General features: G+C 56.7%; 18 protein-coding genes. 17 read left to right on the top strand and 1 reads right to left on the bottom strand.

What is annotated here, in order from left to right:
- Positions 1-116: 116 nt before the first annotated feature.
- The 8 genes from MKY74_RS26790 (at position 117) to thrS (ending at position 9,745) form a co-directional block, all read left to right on the top strand.
- Positions 117-1,880 carry a DNA repair helicase XPB gene (locus MKY74_RS26790; protein ID WP_076170159.1) on the top strand — a complete coding sequence of 588 codons (1,764 nt, stop codon included), beginning with the start codon at positions 117-119 and terminating at the stop codon, positions 1,878-1,880.
- Positions 1,877-3,790, top strand: coding sequence for a helicase-associated domain-containing protein (locus MKY74_RS26785; RefSeq protein ID WP_076169923.1), 1,914 nt, complete (start codon positions 1,877-1,879; stop codon positions 3,788-3,790). Before MKY74_RS26790 ends, MKY74_RS26785 begins: the two co-directional genes overlap by 4 nt.
- Before the next feature lie 114 nt (positions 3,791-3,904).
- On the top strand, positions 3,905-4,342 hold the full coding sequence (locus MKY74_RS26780) for a YlbF family regulator (RefSeq protein ID WP_076170160.1): 438 nt from the start codon (positions 3,905-3,907) through the stop codon (positions 4,340-4,342).
- 35 nt (positions 4,343-4,377) lie between these two features.
- Positions 4,378-4,641 carry a YlbG family protein gene (locus MKY74_RS26775; RefSeq protein WP_076169924.1) on the top strand — a complete coding sequence of 88 codons (264 nt, stop codon included), beginning with the start codon at positions 4,378-4,380 and terminating at the stop codon, positions 4,639-4,641.
- A gap of 314 nt (positions 4,642-4,955) precedes the next feature.
- Positions 4,956-5,393 (top strand): hypothetical protein, encoded by a 438-nt coding sequence (locus MKY74_RS26770; RefSeq protein ID WP_076169925.1) that lies wholly within the window; start codon positions 4,956-4,958, stop codon positions 5,391-5,393.
- 171 nt (positions 5,394-5,564) lie between these two features.
- Positions 5,565-6,470, top strand: coding sequence for a selenium metabolism-associated LysR family transcriptional regulator (locus MKY74_RS26765; RefSeq protein ID WP_076169926.1), 906 nt, complete (start codon positions 5,565-5,567; stop codon positions 6,468-6,470).
- Between the two features lie 59 nt (positions 6,471-6,529).
- The gene (locus MKY74_RS26760; protein ID WP_076169927.1) at positions 6,530-7,390 is read left to right on the top strand and encodes a PHP domain-containing protein; all 861 of its coding nucleotides are present in this window, start codon (positions 6,530-6,532) and stop codon (positions 7,388-7,390) included.
- 438 nt (positions 7,391-7,828) lie between these two features.
- On the top strand, positions 7,829-9,745 hold the full coding sequence (gene thrS, locus MKY74_RS26755; RefSeq protein ID WP_076170161.1) for a threonine--tRNA ligase: 1,917 nt from the start codon (positions 7,829-7,831) through the stop codon (positions 9,743-9,745).
- Positions 9,746-9,913: 168 nt separating this feature from the next.
- Here thrS and MKY74_RS26750 read toward each other — a convergent pair whose 3' ends face one another.
- The gene (locus MKY74_RS26750; RefSeq protein ID WP_076169928.1) at positions 9,914-11,671 is read right to left on the bottom strand and encodes an Rqc2 family fibronectin-binding protein; all 1,758 of its coding nucleotides are present in this window, start codon (positions 11,669-11,671) and stop codon (positions 9,914-9,916) included.
- 190 nt (positions 11,672-11,861) lie between these two features.
- On the opposite strand from MKY74_RS26750, the gene MKY74_RS26745 reads away from it, so the two are divergent.
- The 9 genes from MKY74_RS26745 (at position 11,862) to priA (ending at position 23,711) form a co-directional block, all read left to right on the top strand.
- The gene (locus MKY74_RS26745) at positions 11,862-14,657 is read left to right on the top strand and encodes a calcium-translocating P-type ATPase, SERCA-type (RefSeq protein ID WP_076169929.1); all 2,796 of its coding nucleotides are present in this window, start codon (positions 11,862-11,864) and stop codon (positions 14,655-14,657) included.
- A 79-nt stretch (positions 14,658-14,736) separates the two neighbouring features.
- Complete coding sequence (gene dapF / locus MKY74_RS26740) at positions 14,737-15,576, top strand: diaminopimelate epimerase (RefSeq protein WP_076169930.1); 840 nt, start codon at positions 14,737-14,739, stop codon at positions 15,574-15,576.
- A 211-nt stretch (positions 15,577-15,787) separates the two neighbouring features.
- Complete coding sequence (locus MKY74_RS26735; protein ID WP_076169931.1) at positions 15,788-17,671, top strand: bifunctional homocysteine S-methyltransferase/methylenetetrahydrofolate reductase; 1,884 nt, start codon at positions 15,788-15,790, stop codon at positions 17,669-17,671.
- Between the two features lie 35 nt (positions 17,672-17,706).
- The gene (locus tag MKY74_RS26730; protein ID WP_076169932.1) at positions 17,707-18,603 is read left to right on the top strand and encodes a YicC/YloC family endoribonuclease; all 897 of its coding nucleotides are present in this window, start codon (positions 17,707-17,709) and stop codon (positions 18,601-18,603) included.
- 58 nt (positions 18,604-18,661) lie between these two features.
- A complete protein-coding gene (gene remA / locus MKY74_RS26725; RefSeq protein WP_006209218.1) occupies positions 18,662-18,922 on the top strand; it encodes an extracellular matrix/biofilm regulator RemA in 261 nt (86 codons plus the stop codon).
- A gap of 16 nt (positions 18,923-18,938) precedes the next feature.
- A complete protein-coding gene (gmk, locus tag MKY74_RS26720; RefSeq protein ID WP_076169933.1) occupies positions 18,939-19,511 on the top strand; it encodes a guanylate kinase in 573 nt (190 codons plus the stop codon).
- Between the two features lie 45 nt (positions 19,512-19,556).
- Positions 19,557-19,781 carry a DNA-directed RNA polymerase subunit omega gene (gene rpoZ, locus MKY74_RS26715; RefSeq protein WP_076169934.1) on the top strand — a complete coding sequence of 75 codons (225 nt, stop codon included), beginning with the start codon at positions 19,557-19,559 and terminating at the stop codon, positions 19,779-19,781.
- A 160-nt stretch (positions 19,782-19,941) separates the two neighbouring features.
- Entirely contained in the window at positions 19,942-21,168 is a 1,227-nt protein-coding gene (gene coaBC, locus MKY74_RS26710; protein ID WP_076169935.1) for a bifunctional phosphopantothenoylcysteine decarboxylase/phosphopantothenate--cysteine ligase CoaBC, read from the top strand.
- 5 nt (positions 21,169-21,173) lie between these two features.
- On the top strand, positions 21,174-23,711 hold the full coding sequence (gene priA, locus MKY74_RS26705; RefSeq protein WP_076170162.1) for a primosomal protein N': 2,538 nt from the start codon (positions 21,174-21,176) through the stop codon (positions 23,709-23,711).
- Positions 23,712-23,764 lie beyond the last annotated feature (53 nt).

Genomic DNA, 23,764 nt, shown 5'->3' with positions numbered 1-23,764 from the left:
GCGGACGATGGGAAAACTTGAAATGGAAGAGGAAAAGTTCATTTCCGCTCTAGGAGATGAACTTTTTCATATGTTTGAGGCTGAAAGAACCATTCGGATTGAAAGAAGGGGATTTGATGAGCGATACAAAAGCGTGCATCGTGCAGCGGGACCGGACCGTCCTGCTGGAATGCGGACATCCGGGCTTTGAGGAAGCCCGCGGGAAGCTGGCCCATTTTGCAGAGCTGGTCAAGAGTCCTTCTGCGTTTCATACGTACCGGATCACTCCGTTATCGCTGTGGAATGCCGCTTCGCTGGGATGGACCGCGGAGGAAATCGTCGTCGCCCTGGCTTCGATTTCCAGATGGGAGGTTCCATCCGCGTTAATCCAGGACATCCGCAGCCTGGTGGGCAGATACGGGAAGCTCCGGATCGAGGCGGGGAAGGCGGAAGCCGGGAAGCTGCGGCTGACGGCATCCGATCCGCAGCTGCTGGATGAAGTGCTGGCGATACCCGCCGTGCAGGCCAGCGGGCTGCGGCGCGCCGCGCCGGAGCAGGCCGAGCTTGATGCGGTCCGCCGCGGACGGATCAAGCAGGAGCTGACGCGGCTCGGATATCCGGTCCTAGACTTGGCCGGATATCATGAGGGACAGCCGCTGCAGTTGGGCTGGAAAGCGCAGGGCGGCTCATTTGCGTTGCGGGACTACCAGCAGGCGGCGGCCGACGCTTTTGAAGGGGTGGCCGGGAGCGGAGGCAGCGGGGTGCTGGTGCTCCCTTGCGGAGCCGGGAAAACGGTCATCGGCCTTGGCGTGCTGGAGAAGCAGCAGTGCGAGTGTCTGATTCTGACGTCGAACGCGACCTCCGTCGGACAGTGGATCGCGGAGCTAACCGACAAGACGACGCTCGATCCTTCCCAGATCGGGGAGTATACAGGGCAGAAAAAGGAGGTGCGCCCGGTCACCGTGGCCACCTATCAAATTTTGACGCACCGCCGCTCCAAAGAGGACGAGTTTGAGCATATGCGTCTGTTTAACGAACGGAACTGGGGGCTCATCATTTACGATGAGGTGCATCTGCTGCCGGCTCCGGTGTTCCGGGCGACGGCCGATATCCAGGCGACCCGCCGGCTTGGACTGACCGCTACGCTCGTACGGGAGGACGGCTGCGAGCAGGATGTATTTTCGCTGATCGGGCCGAAACGCTACGAGATGCCATGGAAGGAGCTGGAGTCCATGGGCTGGATTGCGAAGGTCGAATGCACGGAAGTCCGGGTGGCGATGGAGCCGGAGCTGCGTGAAGCATACGCGTATGCAGAGGGCAAGGAGAAGTTCCGCATCGCCGCCGAAAATCCCGGCAAGCTCGAGGTCGTCCGCAGGCTGCTCGCTAAGCACCCTGACGAGAGCATCCTTATTATCGGCCAGTATATCGATCAGCTGAAGCAGCTGTCCGAATCGCTGGGCATTCCGCTGATTTCGGGGCGAATGGCGCACAAGGAACGCGGAAGGCTCTACGAGTCTTTTAAACGGGGAGAGATCAGAGTGCTGGCCGTTTCCAAGGTAGCCAATTTCGCCGTCGACCTGCCGGACGCTTCCGTGGCGATTGAAATATCGGGCAGCTTCGGCTCCAGGCAGGAGGAAGCCCAGCGCCTGGGGCGGATTTTGCGTCCGAAAACCGGAAACAACCGGGCATATTTTTACGCACTGGTGTCCCAAGAAAGCAAAGAAGAGGACTTTGCCATCCGCCGTCAGCTGTTCCTTGTCGAACAGGGGTACGAGTATTCCGTCCGATATGATTCGGATCCCGAGCTGTTTCGTTCGGGGTCCAGTCATGAGCGGGCTTCTTCCCGTCCTGCGAAGGACCGTCCCATTCCAGACCTAAAGGAGGCATCATCCCGACCATGAGCACTGAAATGAACGAAGACCGGCCGCAGGAATCCGCGATCCGGTCCATCCTGCGTACGCTGGCTCCGGAGGACGCCGAGCTGCTTAAACGGCTGATCGTCCGTTTTGCCGGGCAGCCGTTCAGCGACGACGCCCGAATCACGGTGAAGAGCAGCGGCCGGAGCGGTGCGGAGCTCGAGCTGTCCTTTATCCGCTTGAGACGAGCCGGCCTGATCCAGGCGGTGAAAAAGGCTTGGGGAGAAAAGCTCTACTACATTCCCCTGGAAAGCCTGGGTCTATTGTATCGGCAGTTTTTCACCCCCAAAGCGGAAGCTGTCCCGGATTCAAATGTGCGTCGGATCAGCGAAGCCAAGCCGGGCCTCGCCTTGGATCTGCTGCATGCGCTTGCGGCTGCGGCCGAGCACGGGCTTCCCTTAACGGCGAAAGGAACGGTACATAAGAAAAATATCCAGAAGCTGCTGGAAGCCGTGCACCTGAAAGGATCCGACCTTGAAGCGCTGCAGCTCCAATACGCGCATGCTGAAACCTATCCGATGGTGGTTGCGGTGCTGCTCGATATGATGCTGTGCCTCGGCCTTGCGGTGAAAGAAAGCCAGGGGATTCTGCTGGAAGAAGAGCAGCTCGGCGAGTGGCTGGGGCTGTCTGAACAGGAGATGAACCGGGTGCTGCTCCCGGCGGTGTTGGACCGATATGGCATGAGCAGCCCGGCGCTGCAGCATTTCCGTTACCTTCTTTGCCATCCTTCTTTCCAACCCGGCGTCTGGTACGATATGACGAATATGCTGGATTGGATGGAGCGGGAGGTTCTGCTCACCCGGTCCGTTTCGGAAGCGGGAGCCCGGGCATGGATGACGGCGATGGCGGGGTTTGGCTGGGGCGATACCGGTGAGGACGGCAGCGGACGCTGCTGTTTCCGGTGGGCCATGGATCCGGCCTTCGTTCTGGCTTCGGGCGGCGAAGATCGAGAGATGGCGGGAGAGGGGCGCTTCTATGTACAGCCGGATTTTGACGTCATCGTTCCACCGGATGTGCCGTACCGGATCCGATGGAAGCTGCTTGCCTGCTCGGAGCGGGTACAGAGTGAACGGATGTCCATATACCGTTTGACCCGCAGCAGCACGGCCCGGGCGGTGGAGAACGGCATGAGCGCGGCCGAAATGACGCAGCTGCTGGACAACTTCTCGAGCGGCGGCGTTCCGGAGAACGTAAGGCTGGCTTTGGAGCAGTGGGGTCGGGAAATCGGCCGGACCCGCTTTGAGGAAGCCATGCTGCTGTCGTGTTCGGTTGAAGAAGACGGCGATCGGATCGAAGGGCATCCGAAGCTGAAGGGGCATTTGCAGCGGATCGGTCCGAAGCATTTTCTCGTGAACCCTGACGCGGTGCCGGAAGTGCGGAAAATTCTGGATTCGTCGGGACTCTCTCCTTTAAAGGCGATCGCTGAACCCGGCCGGACCGTTTCCGCATATCCGCTGATCCATGACTCCACACCGGACCTGGCAGGGCAGCGGATCGATGAAGAAAAGTTCCGCCAAACCGGGCTTTCCGCCGCCGGCGGTCTGGTGTACAGCGGCCGGAATATCCAGTATTTCGAGCCGGATTCCGACATTCCGAAGCCGGAGTCCCTGTTCCCGGGTTACGGGCAGGTTCCGAAAATGTGGACCCAGGATTTCCGGAACTATCACGGAACGACGGCCCAGCACATTATGGAACAGGCCTTGGAATGGCAGACCAAGGTGCTCATATCCCGCGGAGGCAGCCGTTTGGAATTCATCCCCCGGGCGATTCGGAGCCACCCATGGGCGGTGGAAGGAACTCTCTTTGATCCGGAACGGGACGGGTATGAGGACGGGACTCTGCTCTCGCCGGGGGATTGGGAGCAAATCCGGTTGATTGTGCCTTCTTTCACCTGAGGGTATCAGCAGGAAGTGCGTTCAAACCTCTTCTTATGGGCCAAAGGTTATGATATGATAAAAGAGTCTACTCCAGACGGAGGAGAACATTCTTATAGAATTGGGATGAAGTTCATGAGCGTATCGGAGATCAACACGGTCGACATGGCAGCCGTGCTGATGAACGCCTATGAATTAGGCGATATGATCAATCAGTCGGTTGAGGTGTCCGATTATTTATATTGGAAGCAGCAGGTTGGCAGCAATCCGGCCGTACAGGAGCTGGTCCGGCTTCTGGCGAAGAAGAAGGAGCTTTTCGAAGAGACCCAGCGTTTCGGCCATTTCCATCCGAATTACCACAGTGCCAAGGATGAGGTCAAGGCAGTGGAGCAGCAGCTGGAGCAGTTCGAGGAAGTGAGACGCTTCAAGCTGGCCGAGCAGAACTTGGATGACATGCTGCACCAAATGTCCGAAATGATCGCTTATTCCGTATCGGATACGATCAAGGTGCCGGGCAACGATTCGCATCTGAAAGGATGCGGCGGCGGGGGCAAATGCTCCTGCGGCGGGTAAAATATAGAGAGCCAGTATAAGTGAGGTGGGAAATCATGTTTGCAGAACGGACGGGGTATATCATTTGGGTTAGCGATATCAAGGCAGCGCGGAATTTGGAGAAGTACGGGACCGTTCACTATATATCTCGCCGGATGCACTATGTCGTCATGTACGTGAATGCGGACCGGGCTGAGGAAGTAGCCAAAAATATCCGGCGCCTTTCCTATGTGCGTAAAATCGAACGCTCCTACCGCAACGAGATCAAAACGGAATATTCGAGCGACGTAACGGATAAGACCAGATTTTATGGCTTATAGTAGGAGGTTCATCTGCCTGTCATCAGTTTCAATCCCACCTGGAAAGTAATCGTATGGTCAGGAAGCAGCCGAATTCGGCTGCTTCTTTTTTTAGATCATGGCTTCCGGCTTCAGCGCCGGCAAAGCCTGTGCATCATCAAGTAAATATCCGATTTGCACGGATATAGACTGCCTAAATGTGTCGGTCCTCTTTTATGTATATGAAAATATGCCGGGATACGTAGTTTGGAGCTTGTGAAGAACGTGGTAATGATGTAATATAATAGGCATAAATACATAGATACAAAGTCCTATGTAGTGGAGAGTGATAGTCCATGCGCGACAAAGGAATGGAAAGATGGAGCACCTATGAACCTTTTTTTGTGACCTTAGGGGATAAGCGGGTGGCCGACATCGTCATTACCCATCATGCGAAGACAAGGTACAACGACCGGATTCATAGTGATATCCATAGTATAGATGATATAGCCGCATGGATGTGGGAGTGCCTGAAGCAGGGCCGGATCGCTCCCTACTACCGGAATGAGAAGGACGTTTACCTGATTGACGAGGATCTTGTCGTCGTCGCGGAATTTGCGGAGATCGAAGGGGAAACCGACATCAGCGGAAATCCGCTGCACAAGATGATTATCGTGACGTTCCTTGGCAAAATGTCGGAGACGATCGAACTGAGGGACCTGAAGTCTTATTATTCCTGGCTGCGCCATTCGCGGAGAATGACGTTGATTAAAAATACTCGCAAGCGGAAATAACCGCGTTTTGTAAGCGTGAGCATGGATTCCCCCTCCGGGAAGCCATGCTCATTTTTGTTGATTCATGTGCCGGGTTTCGCAGTCTTTATCTGCCGCTGAAATGTTAAACGGCGTTGGTGGTTCACGGCCGAATCGGATACAATATAAGAACGACGAGGGGGAGAGCATGCCATGAATTTTCACCAGCTCCACATTTTTTATACCGTGGCGGAACGTGGGAGCTTCTCGGCGGCGGCGAGCGCGCTGCACATGACCCAGCCGGCCGTTACGATGCAGATTCAGTCCCTGGAGGAATATTTCGGGACGCGCCTGCTGATCCGCTCCACCAAGAAGATCGAGCTGACCGAAGCGGGGATCACCCTTTTGCCGTATGCGGCAAAGAGCATCGCCCTGGTCAAGGAAACGGACAATGCGATGGCATCGCATACCCATATGCTGCAGGACCGGCTTCAGCTCGGCTCCAGCCTCACGATCGGCGAATACTTCCTGCCGCGGCTGCTCGGTCCGTTTGGACAGCAGTATCCGCACATCAGCATTATGATGAAAGTGATGAACACCACACAGATCATCGAAGAGATTACGAAGCATCAGCTGAATTTCGGCCTGATCGAGGCGACGATCCACCATCCGGATATGGTCATCGATCCCGTCATGCAGGACGAGCTGAAGCTGATCGTCCCCATCGGCCATCCCTTGGCGGAACGGGAATCGGTCGAGCTGGAAGAAGTGCTTGCCTATCCGTTTGTGCTGCGGGAAAAAGGGTCGGGCACGCGTCAGGTGATGGAAAGTGTGCTGATCCACAAGGGGATCGATCCGCAAAGCCTGCAGACCGCGATGGAGCTTGGCAGCACGGGAGCGGTGAAATCCGCCGTCGAGGCCGGTTTCGGCATTACGATGCTGTCGCCGGCCTCGGTCAAGCATGAAACCGCACTGAATCTGGTTACCATCATTCCGATCCGAGACGCCGAATTTAAGCGGCAGTTTTATGCCATTCATTTGAAATCCACCCTGCTTCCGCTGTCTGCCGTGACCTTTCTGAATTTTCTCAAACAGCAGCAGGATCAGCAGGGGGAATAGGGCCAAGCCGACAGTTAAAGGAATATTACAGCTTAAAACACTGAATGAGTGAAGGAGGAATGGACTTGTCTGCAGATCAGAAATATGGTGACCTGCATACGCATACGACGGCTTCCGACGGTATGCAGCCACCCGCAGAGAACGTTCGGATAGCTCAGGAAAAAGGGCTAGCAGCGGTGGCGATTACCGACCATGACACCGTGGGAGGCATTCCGGAAGCACTGGAAGCCGGGCAGCGGCTCGGCATCACCGTCGTTCCCGGCGTCGAAATCAGCACCCGTGCCGGCGGCAAGGATATACACGTCCTGGGCTATTACATCGACATAACACATGAGCCGTTTTTGAACCATCTCGCCGAGCTGAGACAGACTCGGGAACGGCGTAACGATCAGATGATCGCGAAGCTGCAGCAGCTTGGAATTTCCATCACGCTCGAGGAGGTCATTGCCGGGCTGGGGCGCGAGCTGAAGCCGGATGAAAGCGTCGGGCGGCCGCATATGGCCGATGTATTGGTCAAGAAGGGCTATGCCTCTGACATGCGGGACGCCTTTAACCGCTTTTTGGGCGAGGATGCGCCTGCCTACGTATCCGTTCCGCGGATCACGCCCGCGGATGCCTGCGCCTGGATCCGGGAAGCCGGCGGAACGCCTGTGCTGGCCCATCCGGGGATCTACGGCGACGACGCGCTGGTGGAGCGGATTGTTAGGGAAGCGAAACCTGCCGGAATCGAAGTCTACCATTCCGACCACGGCCCGGCCGATGAGAAACGGTACCTGAGGATGGCTGATGAGCATGGGCTGATCGTCACGGCGGGCTCCGATTTTCACGGGGAACGGCAGGGCGTCGTCTTCCATGGCGATATCGGCAGCCGTACAATCCCGGTGACTGTATTGGAACAGCTTCAACGGGGAACAAAATAGTCATGGGTACCCGGGCGGGTTTTAACCTTTTTTTGCAAAATTGGAAAATTGGGCTTGCGCCGGGCTTGCAGGCCGTACTATAATGTTGAACCAAGCAACAAACACAAACTTGTAAGGCGATGACCAAAGACATGATTTCGATCCAGGACTGCCCAGAGAGAGAAGTGAGTGGTGCAAGCTTCTCCTGACACCGGTTCAGAAATTACCCCTTTGCAGCTGTCCCTTTGAACCCGCTGTCCCAAGCGGCGGCAGTAGAAGGAACCGGTTAATCCCCGATATCGGATGCTTAATAAGGACTTTGCATATGTACGTGTTCGGATGAACCGTCGGATGCAGGTCGAATTAGGGTGGAACCACGAGCTGAACGCACTCGTCCCTTGGGATGAGATGCGTTTTTTTGCGTTCACCAAATCGACCGAATTTGACGGAGGGAAAAACATGAACAAGGAAATACAAGTCAAGCTGCCGGACGGCTCGGTAAGAGCATTCGAGCAAGGCGTCCGGCTGGAGAGCATCGCCGAATCGATCAGCAGCAGCCTCGTAAAAAATGCCGCAGCAGGCAAAATTGACGGGATCCTGGTGGATCTCAGTACGCCGGTGGAGCAGGACAGCAGCATTGAAATCGTGACGGTGGACAGTCCGGAAGGGATCGAGGTGTACCGGCACAGCACAGCGCATTTATTGGCGCAGGCTGTGAAGCGTTTATTCGGAGCATCTTCCGTCAAGCTGGGGATCGGGCCGGTCATCGAGGACGGATTTTATTACGACATGGATCTTCCAAGCCCGCTGACGAGCGAGGATTTATCCCGGATCGAACGGGAAATGAAGCGGATTGCGGAAGAGGATCTGCCGATCCGGCGGAAGGCGGTCAGCCGGAAGGAAGCGCTGGACCTGTTCGCGCAGCTGCAGGAGCCGCTGAAGCTTGAGCTTATCCGGGACCTGCCCGAGGACGCCGAAATTTCGATTTACGAGCAGGGAGAGTTTGTGGACCTGTGCCGAGGACCGCACCTTCCTTCCACGGGTAAAATCAAAGCGTTCAAGCTGCTGAGCGTAGCCGGAGCCTATTGGCGCGGAAGCTCGGACAACAAGATGCTGCAGCGGATTTACGGCACCGCCTTCCCCAAGAAGGCTCAGCTTGACGAGCATCTTGACATGCTCGAGGAAGCGAAGAAGCGCGACCATCGCAAGCTGGGCAAGGAGCAGGGATTGTTCCTGTTTTCGGAGGAAGCGCCGGGCATGCCGTTTTACCTCCCTAAAGGCATGACCATCCGCAACGAGTTGGAGAAGCTGGAGCGTGAGCTGAACGCCGCTAGAGGATATGAAGAGGTCCGCACGCCGCTTATGATGAACAAGCGGATGTGGGAGGAATCCGGGCACTGGGATCACTACAAGGACAACATGTATTTTACCCAGGTGGACGAGACGGAATATGCGCTGAAGCCGATGAACTGCCCGGGGCATATGCTGATTTTCAAAAGCGGCCTCCGCTCCTACCGCGAGCTGCCGATCCGGCTGGCCGAATTCGGACAGGTTCACCGCCACGAATATTCGGGCGCGCTGAGCGGCATGATGCGTGTGCGGACGTTTTGCCAGGATGACGCTCACCTCTTTGTCAGACCTGACCAAATCGAGGAGGAAATCGCCGGCGTTATCGACCTGATCGACGATATGTACGCCATATTCGGCTTCTCATACCGGATCGAACTGTCGACGCGGCCGGAGGATTCCATGGGCTCGGATGAGCTGTGGGAGCAGGCCGAGCAGTCGCTGCGCAGCGTGCTGGAGCGGAGGGGGATCGAATACCGCCTGAACGAGGGAGACGGAGCTTTCTACGGTCCGAAAATCGATTTTCATATTCTCGATGCCCTGAAGCGCAGCTGGCAGTGCGGGACGATCCAGCTCGATTTTCAAATGCCGGAGAAGTTTGGTCTCAGCTATGTCGGTGAATACAATCAGAAGCATCGCCCGGTCATCATTCACCGTGCCGTCTACGGCTCCATCGACCGTTTCATCGGCATTCTGACGGAGCATTACTCGGGAGCTTTTCCGCTGTGGCTGGCACCGGTCCAGGCCAAGGTCGTCCCGGTATCCGAGCACGATCTGGATTATGCTTATCAGGTTAAGCAGTCGCTTGCGAAAGAGGGCATTCGGGTTGAGGTCAGTGCCAAAAACGAGAAGCTGGGCTATAAAATCCGCGAAGCCGAGCTGGAAAAAGTGCCGTACGTGCTCGTCGTCGGCAAGAGCGAGCAGGAGGCGGGTGCAGCGGCGGTCCGCAAGCGGGGCGAAGGGGATCTTGGCATGCAGCAGCTGCCGGACATCATCGAGCGCTTAAACCGGGAAATCCGGGAGAAATAAACCGGACAGACAATAAATCAGGAAGACATCAAAAAAGGCTGTATCCCACCCGCTCTCAGGAACGGAGGATATAGCCTTTTCTATTATGGGTGCTGAAGCTTACGGACGTTCATTGAGCACGGCTCAACCGTCTTCTTTCTATATTTAGAAATCTAAAGCTTTGTATGATTATTTAATGACGCTCGGAAGCGACTTGATCAATTCCTCGTCAGGCGTGACGATCAGCGTCCGCTGGTGATCATAAATGACAAAGCCCGGTTTGGCGCCGCTCGGCTTATGCACATGGCGGATCAGGGTGCAGTCGACCGGCACGCTGCTGGATTCCTTGGCCTGGCTGAAGTAGGCGGCCAGTTGGGCGGCTTCCTCCAGGGTCTGGTCCCCGAACTGGCTGCTGCGGATGACGACGTGGGACCCGGGGATATCCTTGGTGTGCAGCCACGTATCACTGCCGCTGGCCAGTTTGTTGGTTACGTATTCGTTCTGCAGGTTGTTTTTGCCTACGTAAATTTCGATGCCCTCGGATGATGTGAACACATGCAGCGTAGGGCGGTCGTTTTTCTTCTTTTTGCGCGTTTTTTTGCTGCGGTCGCGGAGATATCCCTGCTGAACGAGCTCCTCACGGATTTCGTCGATATCGTTCATGGATGCATGGGCCAGCTGCTGGAGCAGGTCGTCCATGTAGCGGATCTCTTCCTTCGTTATAGCAAGCTGCTCGTCGATGACGGCCAGACTGTTTTTGTACTTATTATATTTCTTGAAATACCGCTGTGCGTTATCAGAAGGACTGAGCAGCGGGTCCAGCGGAATGGCCACTTCCTTCTGGTCTTCGTCGTAGAAGTTGGTCAGCACCGCCTCCTTGTCCCCCTTTGCAATCGTATGCAGGGAGGCAAACAGCAGCTCGCCGTAAATCCGGTATTGGTCCGCATCGGCGGCTTCCTCCAGATCGGCGTGCAGGTGGTCCAGCTTTTTAATGTTTTTGGCGCGCTCATTGTGCAGGAAACGCAGCAGATCGCTCGTTTTTTGCTTGACGGTGTCGCGCTCGGCTTTTTCACCGTAATAATCCTCCATGCATGTGCTGATGGATTCATAGCGTTTGACCTCTTCCTGAATCATCGTCAGCTCGACGGCGGAAAAAACCATTTTCCCCTTGGTGTTCGCCCCTGACATCGGCTGGTACGCCTGCTGTCTGACGCTGTCCATCAGCCCGGTAAAGGCGTTCCATAGGGCGCTTCGGCGTGCTTCGCCAGCTTCGGGCCCTTCTTCCGAGTAGGACTGAAGGCCGGCGCGGTGCACGATCTCCTGCGCAACCAGCGGGCTTACGCCGCTGAACGTATCCACGATCCACGAGATCGGTTCTGCATCCGCTTCCTCGGTATATTTTTGTGCAAATAGCTCTCCTGTAACCTCAAGCGGATTCAGCTTATGCTGCTGCGGAGGCTCCGTATAGGAAAAGCCCGGCATGACGACCCGGTAGCTGCTGATGCTCGGGGTGACATGGTGGATGCCGTCCAGAATCGTCCCGCTCGAAGGGTCTGACAAAATAATGTTGCTGTGCCGGCCCATCAATTCGATGATGAGCTGCTTTGAAGAGATGTCCCCCAGCTCATCCCGCTGTCTGACGGTAATATGAATGATCCGCTCCATTCCAATCTGCCGGATGTCTTCGATGATGCCTCCTTCGCAGTGCTTGCGCAGCAGCATGCAGAACATCGGCGCCTCCTGCGGATTCAGAAAGCTTCGCTCGGTGAAGTGCACCCGCGGATACGTCGGGTTGGCCGACAGCAGCAGCTTGGCGTTGCCCTCCCGGGTCCGGAGGTGAAAGAGCAGGTCGTGATCGTTGGGCTGGTATATTTTACTGATCCGGGCGCCCTGAATGCTTTGCAGCTCATGGACAAGGGCCCGCGTTACGATTCCATCTAATGCCATAGTGTATCTCCCATCTTTATGCTGTACTTGGTTACGATTGCCTCCATACTATGATGCCATAGTTTGGCCAAAAACTTAAGAGGCCAGGCTTGTGATATTTTAGGCCCTGTCCGAATACATTTACGATAGAACAGGTGGAAAAGCTGTTGAACACCCGCAGCGCACAAAGACCGGGAGGGAAAGGGAAGCTATGGAACAAAAAAAATGGCATCAGTTGGACGCGGAAGAACTGCAGCATGTCCTCGGCGTTCACCCGCATCAGGGCCTTTCGGAAGAAGAGGCGGAGGAAAGACGGAAGAAAAACGGATGGAACGAGCTTTCGGAAGGAAAGCGTATTTCTCCTTTGGCCTTATTTTTGAACCAATTTAAAGATTTCATGGTGCTGGTGCTGATGGGGGCAACGCTGGTTTCGGGCCTCCTCGGCGAATACCTGGACGCCATCACCATTATCGCCATCATTTTGCTGAACGGGGTCCTCGGTTTCATCCAGGAGTTCAAGGCGGAACGCTCCCTGCGCGCGCTGAAGCAGCTGTCCGCTCCGGGAGCGAAGGTGCTTCGGGGAGGCAAGGTAGTTCAGGTGCCGGCCAAAATGCTCGTTCCCGGGGACGTTGTTCTGCTGGAAAGCGGAGACCGTGTGCCCGCCGATGTCCGCTGGCTGGAAACGAGCAGCTGTTACATTGAAGAATCCGCGCTGACCGGGGAATCGGTGCCGGTAGGCAAGCATGCCAAGCCTATTCAAGAAGCGGACGTGCCCCTTGGCGATCAGAAGAACACCGGCTTCATGGGAACCATGATGACGCGGGGGACCGCCAAAGGCGTTGTCGTACGCACCGGCATGGATACGGAAATGGGGAAAATCGCCGATCTGATCCAGAATACAGACTCGCAGGAAACGCCGCTTCAGCACCGCCTGGAGCAGCTCGGCAAAATGCTCATCATCCTGTCGCTGGGGCTTACGGTCATGGTCGTCGTTGCCGGAATTTTGCATGGACAGCCTGCCGTCGGCATGTTCCTGGCCGGCGTCAGCCTGGCCGTAGCGGCGATTCCCGAAGGACTGCCTGCCATCGTGACCGTGGCGCTGGCGCTCGGCGTGCAGCGGATGATCAAGCGGAAGGCGATCGTGCGCAAGCTGCCGTCGGTCGAAACGCTGGGCTGCGCATCGGTCATCTGCTCCGATAAAACCGGAACGCTGACGCAGAACAAAATGACCGTTACGCGCGTATGGGTCGGGGGAAGAAGCCTGGAGGTCACCGGCGACGGTTATGCGCCAACCGGACAAATCCTCGAAGAGAAGAAGCCGGTCGACGTGAAGAACGACCAGGGGCTGCGCAGGCTGCTCCAGATCAGCGCGCTGTGCAACAACGCGGAAATTTACGAAACGGCGGCTCCGGAGTCGCACGGCAAGCGCAAAGGCAAGGAGGAGCCTCAAGGCCCGGTATGGGAGCTGAAAGGGGATCCGACCGAAGGGGCGCTCATTACCCTCGCTTCCAAAATGGGGATGACGACGCAGTCCTTGTCGGCACTGTATCAGCGGGATAAGGAATTTCCGTTTGATTCCGAACGGAAGCTGATGTCGGTCGTGGTGAGCCACCAGGGCGGCAAAATTTTATGCACCAAGGGCGCGCCAGACGTGCTGTTGAACCAGTGCACTTATATATTGTGGGAAGGCAACGTTGTGCCGTTTACCGGCACGCTCCGGCAGAAGGTGCTTGCCGCCAACGAAGAGATGGCTTCCTCCGCGCTTCGCGTGCTGGGGACGGCATACCGCGACCTGCGCCCGCATGATTCGCTGGACAGCGAAGCGGACGCCGAGAGCCAGCTCGTCTTCGTCGGCCTCGCCGGCATGATCGATCCGCCGCGCCGCGAAGTGCGCGATGCGATCAGCACCTGCCGCCGCGCGGGCATCAAGACGGTGATGATCACCGGCGACCATGGCACGACTGCCGAGGCGATCGCCCAGCAGCTTGGCATTATGCCGCGCGGAGGCGAAGCCATGTCCGGCCAGGAGCTGTCCCAGATCGATGACCAGGAGCTCGATGCGAAGGTCGACAACGTGTACGTGTACTCGCGCGTATCTCCTGAACATAAGCTGCGCATCGTCAAATCGCTGCAGCGCAAAGGCCATGTCGTCGCCATGACCGGCGACGGCGTCAACGATGCGCCGGCCATCAAGGCGGCGGACATCGGCATTGCCATGGGCATTACCGGTACCGACGTCACCAAGGAAGCATCGGCGCTCATCCTGAGCGACGACAACTTCTCGACGATCGTGGCGGCAATCGAGGAAGGCCGGAGCATCTATGAGAATATCCGCAAATTCATCCGGTATTTGCTTGCATCGAACGTCGGCGAAATCTTGACGATGTTCTTTGCGATGATGCTCGCCCTGCCGCTGCCGCTGCTGCCGATCCAGATTTTGTGGGTCAACCTCGTGACCGACGGCCTGCCGGCGATGGCCCTGGGCGTGGATCAGCCGGAGAAGGACCTCATGGAGCACAAGCCGCGCGGGGCCAAAGAAAATATATTCGCCCGCCGGCTGGGATGGAAGATCATCAGCCGCGGCTTCCTGATCGGTCTGTGCACGCTCGGCGCGTTCTGGCTCACTCTCCGCGTGGATCCGCACAACGCCGCTCAGGTCACCAAAGCCCAATCGGTAGCTTTCGCCACGCTCGTTATGGCCCAGCTCATCCACGTGTTCGACTGCCGGAGCTCCAGATCGATCTTCCACCGCAACCCGCTGCAAAACAAGTACCTGGTGCTGGCGGTGCTGTCCTCGGTCCTGCTCATGCTCGGCGTCATGTACATCGAGCCGCTGCAGCCGATCTTTAAAACCGTGCCGCTCGGCTTCCGCGAATGGTGCATTACGATCGTCGGCGCCGGCGTGCCTACCTTCCTGATGGGCATCGGCAGCGTATGGGGCGGAAGACGCAACAAGCGGCGGGGAAGCGGCCGCCTCGTGGCGAAAAGTACAAACATTTCTGCATAAAGTCAATAGCACGGCCCGGTCCTTTGAGGTATGCTAGTGGACAGTAAAAAGCTAGCATAACAAAGGAGTGGCACCATCCATGGAATTTACAAAAATGCACGGACTCGGGAACGACTTTATCGTAATCTACGGCGAGAAGGCTCTGCCGGACAACGGGGCAGAGCTCGCCTTGAAATGGTGCGACCGCTATTTCGGCATCGGAGCGGACGGACTGGTATATATTTTGCCGTCGGAGAAGGCGGATTTTCGCATGCGCATCATCAACTCGGACGGCTCGGAAGCGGAGCAGTGCGGCAACGCCATCCGCTGCGTGGCAAAATACGTGTACGACCACGGCTATGTCAGCAGTGAGCAAATTACGATCGAAACGCTTGGAGCCGGCGTGCAGCCGGTAACGATCCATGTGGACAACGGCCTGGCCGCCACCGTCACGGTGGATATGGGCGAGCCCGTGCTCGACGGATTGAGTGTACCGACGACGATTGACGCGAACCCGGTCGTGGATGCGCCGATCGAGGCTGACGGCCGGCAGTTCCGGTTTACGGCCGTGTCGATGGGCAATCCGCACTGTGTCATTTACGTGGACGACGCGGTGAACTTCGACCTCGCCACCTGGGGACCAAAGCTGGAAGTGCATCCGGTATTCCCGAAAAAGGTGAACGTCGAATTCGCGACCGTGAAAGACCGCGGTACCGTGGACATGCGCGTCTGGGAGCGCGGCGCCGGTCCGACGCTGGCCTGCGGAACCGGGGCGTGTGCAACCCTCGTATCCTCCGTGCTGAACGGTTTGACCGACCGGTCGGCATCGATCCGGCTGAAAGGCGGAGACCTGTTCATCGAGTGGAGCGAGAAAGACAACCACGTCTATATGACAGGCCCAGCGGCTGTCGTGTATACGGGAAGCGTCCAGGACGTTTAATCGCCCGGACCTTTAAAAAACCTGCGTTAACACCTTAATAGCCCGGGGAGCGTATCGGCGGATACGATCCGCCGGGCTTTCCTGCTTCTCGGGGGTGCAGATCTTCCAAATCCGACTCTAGTAAAATAACTGGAGGATTCTATGACTTATCTTGTGCGCTGATTTATGATACATTAATGTGAAACTACTTTTTCGGGGTGGAGGAGCCAACATGAAACCGGATTTGCGTCAAGCGTGGGATCAACAGGTGCTGATCGGCGACGGAGCGATGGGCACTTTTCTATATCAAATGGGCTTTCCTGTGGGAATTTCCTATGAAGAACTGAACCTGACCTCACCGGAGGTCATCAAGGATGTTCACCGGCGTTATGTGGAAGCCGGGGCTCAAATCATTGAGACCAATACGTTTTCGGCCAACTTCGACAAGCTGTCCAAATACGGGCTGGAGTCGAAGGTGGAGGATATCAACCGGGCGGGTGTCCGGATTGCACGGGAAGTAGCGGGAACCGCCGGCTATGTGGTCGGAGCCATCGGTTCCATCCGCGGCGGCAAACGGACCAACGTGTCGACGGCCGAGCTTAAGAAATATTTCGAGCAGCAGATTCAGGCCCTTCTGCAAGAAGGAGTGGACGGCATCCTGCTCGAAACCTTCTACGATGTGGAAGAACTGTATCTGGCCTTGTCTATCGTGCGCAAGCTCAGCCCGCTGCCGGTCATCTGCCAGTTCGCGGTTGAGGATGTAGCCCGGACCTTGGACGGCTATACGATGCCGGAAGCGTTCCGGATGATGCAGCAGCAGGGCGCGGACGTGATCGGCTTCAACTGCCGCACGGGCCCTAACGGCATCATGAGCGCGATGAAGACCCTCGGCGGCCACTTATCCGTGCCGATGTCGGTGTATCCGAATGCCGGGGTCGCCGATTATGTGGATGGGGAATATCAGTACGGGGCCAAGCCGGATTATTTCGGCCAGATGGCGGTGAAATTCGCCGATCTCGGCTCCCGGATCATCGGCGGCTGCTGCGGGACGACGCCCGCGCATATCGCGGCGATTTCGTCCGCGCTTCAGGGCTACGAGCCGCAGCCGATTACGTACGGGCCGATTGACATCGCCCCTGCCCCGATTGAAATTCATGAACATCTCGCGCCAGACGGCGGCGGTGAAGGCAAAGGCGGCAGCCCGAACCTGGTCGACCTCGTCAAAGAGCGTCACACCGTCATCGTGGAGCTGGACCCTCCGCGCGATTTGGATATCGCCAAATTTATGAAGGGGGCGCAGGTGCTGAAGGATGCCGGGGCGGACGCGCTGACCCTCGCCGACAACTCGCTTGCGGTTACGCGGATGAGCAATATGGCTCTCGGCCATCTGGTGCAGGCGCAGACCGGTTTGCGCCCGCTGGTGCACATCGCCTGCCGGGACCGCAACCTGATCGGAACGCAGTCGCACCTTATGGGCTTTGACGCCCTTGGCATCGATCACGTGCTGGCTGTCACGGGCGACCCCGCACGCTTCGGCGATTTGCCGGGATCGAGCTCCGTATACGATTTGACTTCTTTTGAGATTATACGAATGATCAAGCAGTTAAATGAGGGAATCGCCTTCTCCGGCAAGCCGCTCAAGCAAAAGGCGAACTTCGTCGTCGGCGCGGCGTTTAACCCTCACGGGAAGCATCTCGATAAAGCCGTGCTGCGATTGGAACGCAAAATCGCTGCCGGCGCCGATTATATTATGACCCAGCCGGTGTACGATCCGGAGCTGATCCGCGCACTGAAGGAAGCGACGAGCCACCTCGACATTCCGATCTTCCTCGGCATCATGCCGCTGGCGAGCGGGCGCAATGCGGAATACCTGCACAACGAGGTGCCGGGAATTCAGCTCTCGGACGATGTGCGCCGCCGGATGAGCGGCCTGGAAGGCGAAGAAGGAAGAGCCATGGGGGTTGCCATTGCCAAAGAGCTGCTCGACGTGGCGATGGAGCATTTTAACGGAATTTACTTAATGACGCCGTTTATGCTGTATGAGATGAGCGCCCAGCTCATCAGCCATGTGTGGGAGAAATCCGGACGCCGGCAGTCCCCCTTGTTTCACAGATAGTTATCAATTACAATAGTGTAATGGATGTGGTGCCGATGTCTTTCAGCATGACCGGTTACGGTCAATCCGCCCTTCATTTCGGAGGGTATAAAGTGGAAATTGAAGTGAAATCCGTGAACCACCGATACTGCGAAGTGGTCATACGCCTGCCGCGTGAATGGACACGCTTTGAGGACCCTTTGAGAAGAACGGTACAGCGGTTTGTCAAGCGCGGCCGGATCGATGTCTTTATTAACAAGGAGGCGGAAGAGAATACCGCTCCGCCTGTTTTGTTAAATCATAAAGCCGTCAATACTTATATGGAGGCGGCGCGTGAGGTATCCGAGAGGCATGGCCTGAACGGCGAACTGACGGTAAGAGACCTGCTGTCCCTGCCGGGCGTCTTTCTCACACCCGAGGAAGTCGGGACAAACCAGGATCCGGAGCCTGAAGAGTGGGGACGCGTGCTTGAAGAAGGTCTTGTAAAGGCCATGGAAGGACTCGTTGCGATGAGGACTTCCGAAGGAAGCTTCCTTGCCCGTGATGTGGAGCAGCGCCTGAACCGGCTGGAGAAGCTTCACGGAGAAATGGTACAGCTCGCACCCAGCGTAGTCGAAGAATACCGCAATAAGCTCAGACAAAGGCTGGCTGAACTGAATGACGGTTCGTTTGCTTTTGATGAACATAAATTTGGCATGGAAATTGCTATTTTTGCAGACCGCTGCAATATCGATGAGGAATTGATACGTCTGCACAGCCATTTTGAGCAATGCAAAGGATTACTTCGTGCGGATGAACCGGTCGGAAGAAAACTCGATTTTCTGATTCAGGAAATGAACAGGGAAGTCAATACGATTGGATCCAAGGCCAATCATCTGACTCTGGTAAACCGTGTTGTCGAAATGAAAGCGGAGCTGGAAAAAATTAGAGAGCAACTGGCCAATATAGAGTAAGGCACAATTTCGACAGAAAACAGGAGAGAGTCAAATGAATAGGGGGAAGAACCTGAATATGGCAATCAAACTCATTAACATCGGCTTCGGGAATATTGTATCGGCTAACCGTATCATTTCGATTGTAAGCCCCGAATCAGCGCCTATTAAGCGGATTATTCAGGAAGCAAGAGATCGGCACATGCTGATCGATGCGACCTATGGGCGCAGGACGCGCGCCGTAATCATTACGGACAGCGACCATGTCATCCTGTCAGCGGTGCAGCCGGAGACGGTGGCTCATCGCCTGTCCAGCAAAGATGACGATAATGACGAATAACAAGATGGGGAGTAATATGTCAAAAGGAATATTGTTTGTATTGTCAGGACCTTCCGGGGTCGGTAAAGGAACCGTGTGCAGCGCGCTGCGCGGGAAGCTGCCGGATTTGGTCTATTCGGTATCGGCGACGACACGGAGTCCGCGCCAGGGAGAAGTGAACGGGGTCAATTATTTTTTCAAAACCCGTGACGAATTTCTGGATATGATGCAGAATGACCAGCTCCTGGAGTATGCGGAGTACGTGGGGAACTATTACGGAACGCCTCGCGATTTCGTAGAGAAGACGCTGGAGAGCGGAAACGATATTATTCTGGAAATTGAGGTACAGGGTGCCCTTCAGGTCAAACAGAAGTTTCCCGAGGGGGTATTTATTTTCCTGCTGCCGCCTTCTTTGGACGAACTCAAGGACCGGATCATCGGGCGCGGTACGGAGAACCAGGCGACGATCGACCACCGCATGACGGTGGCGGTTGACGAAATCAATTTGATGCAGCATTATGACTATGCGGTGGTTAACGATCAGATTGATTGCGCCTGCAAACGAATAGAATCGATTATTATCGCCGAACATTGTAAAATTAAGAAATAAACGAAGACAGCAGCCATTTGAGAATAATAAAAGAGGTGTCGCCAAGTGTTGTACCCATCGATTGATGAAATGATGAATAAAGTCGACAGTAAATACTCGCTGGTCGTCGCGGCCTCCCGCCGTGCGAGACAGCTGCGCGAGGGCGCAAAGACCGACCTGAAGCATCCAAGATCCCACAAATACGTGGGCGTGGCGCTTGAGGAAATTTATGGGGATATGATTCGGGTGATTCCGGAACCGGTCGCCGAACGGGATGAGAATAAGGCGTAAGCCTGTTCTTCCCGGGACGGGGCTTTTTCTGCTGTTATGCGGCAGGTCTAACAAGAACTCATATTAAGTTTGCAGCAAGAGCGTATAGACGTCTTCCAGATACAACCGCAAGGTTGTATTTTTTTCTCTATCTAAATGAAACGGAAAGCGGGGAAATCGTATGTTAACCGGCAAAACCATCGTGCTCGGCGTGACGGGTGGAATCGCGGCGTTCAAGGCGGCCAGTCTGTGCAGCAAGCTGGTGCAAAAAGGCGCAGATGTCCACGTGATCATGACGGAATCGGCGAAGCAGTTTATTACGGAGCTGACCTTTCAGAGTCTGTCCAAAAATCCGGTATACAGCGACACGTTCGATGAGCGCGATCCATCCGTTGTCTCCCATATCCATTTGGCCGATGAGGCCGACCTCGTTCTCATCGCACCGGCTACAGCCAATATGATCGCAAAAATGGCCCATGGTCTGGCGGACGACATGCTGTCGACGACGCTGCTCGCCACCGAGGCGCCGGTCATGATCGCACCGGCCATGAACGTGCATATGTATGCCCATCCGGCGGTTCAGGCCAATATGCGGCTGCTCGAGTCCCGGGGCGTGATGATGATCGAGCCCGGCGAAGGACTGCTTGCCTGCGGCTATGTGGGCAAGGGACGGCTGGAGGAGCCGGAAACGATCGTCCAGGTGGTGGAGCGCTTTTTTGCGGCTCGCAATGAATCCGTACAAGGGCAGGGTCTGCTCCGCGGGAAAAAGGTCATCGTCACCTCAGGCGGAACGGTTGAACGGATCGACCCGGTGCGTTACATCACCAATGATTCTTCCGGGAAAATGGGGTTTGCCATCGCCAAGGCCGCCAAAGACATGGGCGCGGAGGTGCATGTCGTTTACGGCCATACGGACGTTGAGCCCCCTTCGGACGTGGACGCGGTGAAAGTCCAGTCCGCCGAGGATATGTACCGGGCGGTGCTGGAACATTGGGAGGACAGCGACCTGGTCATCAAGGCGGCGGCTGTCGCGGATTACCGTCCGAAGGTGACGGCCGCAAGCAAAATGAAAAAGTCGGGGGATACGATGACGCTCGAGCTCGTCAAAACGGTGGATATTCTGGAGGAGCTCGGCAAGACGAAGACAAAGCAGTTTTTGATCGGATTCGCAGCTGAGACGAATGATGTGGAGAAATATGCCCAGGATAAGCTGAAACGGAAAAACGCCGATCTGATCGTGGCCAATGACGTAACGGCGGAGGGAGCCGGCTTCAGATCCGATACCAACATCGTTCAGGTATACGATGCCGGCGGACTGGTCGAACAAATGCCCGTAATGACCAAGGACGAAGTGGCCCGGCGCCTGCTGACGATCGCTGCGGCCCGGATGAATGGGGCTTTGTCCTGATGGAGATGCGTGTGGCAAAGGTGATCGTCGACGTCCCGGTGCGTGATACCGACCGTCCCTTTGACTATCTCATTCCCGAATCCATGCGGGCATGGATCGAGGTGGGAAGCCGGGTAGGTGTGCCGTTCGGCCACCGCGCGGTCCAGGGATTCGTGGTCGGCCTTGAGCCGGAGCCGGCGGCTGCCGGCATGAAGCTTAAGGCCATCCAGGAAGTGCTTGACGTCATTCCGCCGCTGTCCGAAGAGCTGGTTGAACTGGCCGGGTGGATGAGCCGCAGGTATGCCTGCCGGATGATTACGGCGCTTCAGGTCATGGTGCCTACGGCCCTCAAGGGCAAGGCCGAACGGTTTATCTCGCTCGGAACCCCGCAGCCGAAGGAGCCTGAGGATTTGTATTCCGGCGGCTTGTTCGAATTGGAACTGGAGCCTTCCGGGGGCGAGCGGGCGATTCTTGATTTCGTCGAAAAAAAGGGTGAGGTCACCTCCAAGCAGCTGAGCAGACAGTTTCCGGACAGCGCACCGGTGATCAAATCGCTGCTGCGCCGGGGCGTGCTGCAGGAAAACCAATCCATCAAGGACAAGCTGCAGATCAAGACGCTGAAAGCCGTCGATCTGGCGGTAACGCCGGACGAAGCGGAGGCTGCGCTGGCGTCGTTCGCGCCGAAAGCACAGCGTCAGCGCGAGGTGCTGCAGTTTATTGTGGAAATGAAAGAGATGCTTCCGCTTGCGCTGAAGGATGTCCTGGCGACGCTGCAGGTGTCGGCCGCGACCGTGAAAGGGCTGGCGGATAAGGGTTACATTACGATTGAGGACAAAGAAGCGTTCAGGGATCCTTACCGGGGTCGCTGGTTTAAGCCAAGCGATCCGCTGCCGCTGACCGCGGAGCAGCAGAACGCCTATGACCGTATTGTCTCGGTGCTCGATGCGCAGCGGCACGGGGTGTTTCTGCTGCATGGGGTTACAGGCAGCGGGAAGACCGAAATCTACCTGCAGAGCATCCAGCGCTGCATTGCGCAGGGCCGGCAGGCCATCGTACTCGTGCCGGAAATTTCGCTGACGCCGCAGATGGTGGAACGGTTCAAAGGGCGCTTCGGCGACCAGGTCGCCGTTATGCACAGCCGCCTGTCGGGCGGGGAGCGCTACGACGAATGGCGTAAAATCCGCGAAGGCCGGGCGGCCGTTGCCATCGGCGCCAGATCGGCGGTGTTCGCGCCGTTTGCCAAGATCGGGCTCATCATTATGGACGAGGAACATGAAACGTCGTACAAGCAGGAAGAAAGCCCGAAATACCATGCCCGGGACGTGGCCGTCCAGCGGGCGATGCAGCACGGCGCGGCGGTCATTCTGGGCTCGGCGACGCCTTCGCTTGAGAGCTACCATGCCGCGAGATCGCAGGCGAACGACGAGTTTGCGCCAATGCTGCTCGAGATGAAGGCCCGGGCGCTCGGCAATGAGCTGCCGGGAGTACAAATCATCGATATGCGGGAAGAATTAAAAGAAGGCAACCGCTCCATGTTCAGCCGTTCGCTGCATCAGGCGGTTGCGGACCGGCTGGAACGCAAGGAGCAGACCGTGCTGCTGCTCAACCGGCGCGGCTACTCCACGTTCGTCATGTGCCGCAGCTGCGGCTACGTGGCCGGCTGCCCCGAATGCGACATTTCGCTGACGTACCATCAGAAATCGAACAACCTCCGCTGCCATTACTGCGGCTATGCCGAGCCGGCGCCGTCCGTGTGCCCGGAATGCGGAAGCGAGCATATCCGCTATTTCGGCACCGGTACACAGCGCGTTGAGGAAGAGCTCGCGAAGCTGTTTCCGGGGATCCGGGTGATCCGGATGGACGTGGATACCACGACGGAGAAGGGATCGCACGAGAAGCTGCTGAAGCAGTTCCGGGACAAAAAAGCGGACGTGCTGCTGGGCACCCAGATGGTAGCCAAAGGGCTCGACTTTCCGGACGTAACGCTGGTCGGCGTCATTACGGCCGACTCGGCGCTCAACCTGCCGGATTTCCGCGCCGCCGAGAAGACGTTCCAGCTGCTGACCCAGGTCGCCGGCCGTGCCGGCCGCCACCAGCTGCCCGGGGAGGTCATGATCCAGTCCTATACGCCGGATCATTATTCGATCATTCACGCCAGCGGGCACGATTACGATTCGTTTGTCCGGGAGGAGCTGAAGCATCGGCGGAACCTGCATTATCCGCCGTACTGCCGGCTGATTCTGGTCACGCTGTCGCATGAGCAGCTGCCGTTTCTCGTCCGGATGGCGGAGAACATGGTATCCGTCCTCCAGGGCAAAGCCCGGCAGAAGGGCTGGTACGGCAGCCTGGACCGGCTGACCTCGGACGCTTTTGACGTGCTGGGGCCGGTGGCATCTCCTGTGCCCCGGATAAAAAATAGATACAGATTTCAATGTATGATAAAATGGCGTGGGACCATCGACGCTGTCGGCCTGGTCAGGGAAGCCGCCGAGCAGCTCGAGGATACCGCGCAGAATCCGAAGCTTCAAATCAGTATCGATGTAGACCCGCAAATGCTGATGTAGCGTTCTTAAGCGGCGTACCGTCATCATATGGAATCATGGATGAATAACCAACA

The organism is Paenibacillus sp. FSL R5-0378, from assembly GCF_038009285.1.
Classification (GTDB): Bacteria; Bacillota; Bacilli; order Paenibacillales; family Paenibacillaceae; genus Paenibacillus_AQ; species Paenibacillus_AQ favisporus.
The sequence above is the reverse complement of the archived record's forward strand: the minus strand, read 5'-3'. Positions and strand labels throughout refer to the sequence as shown.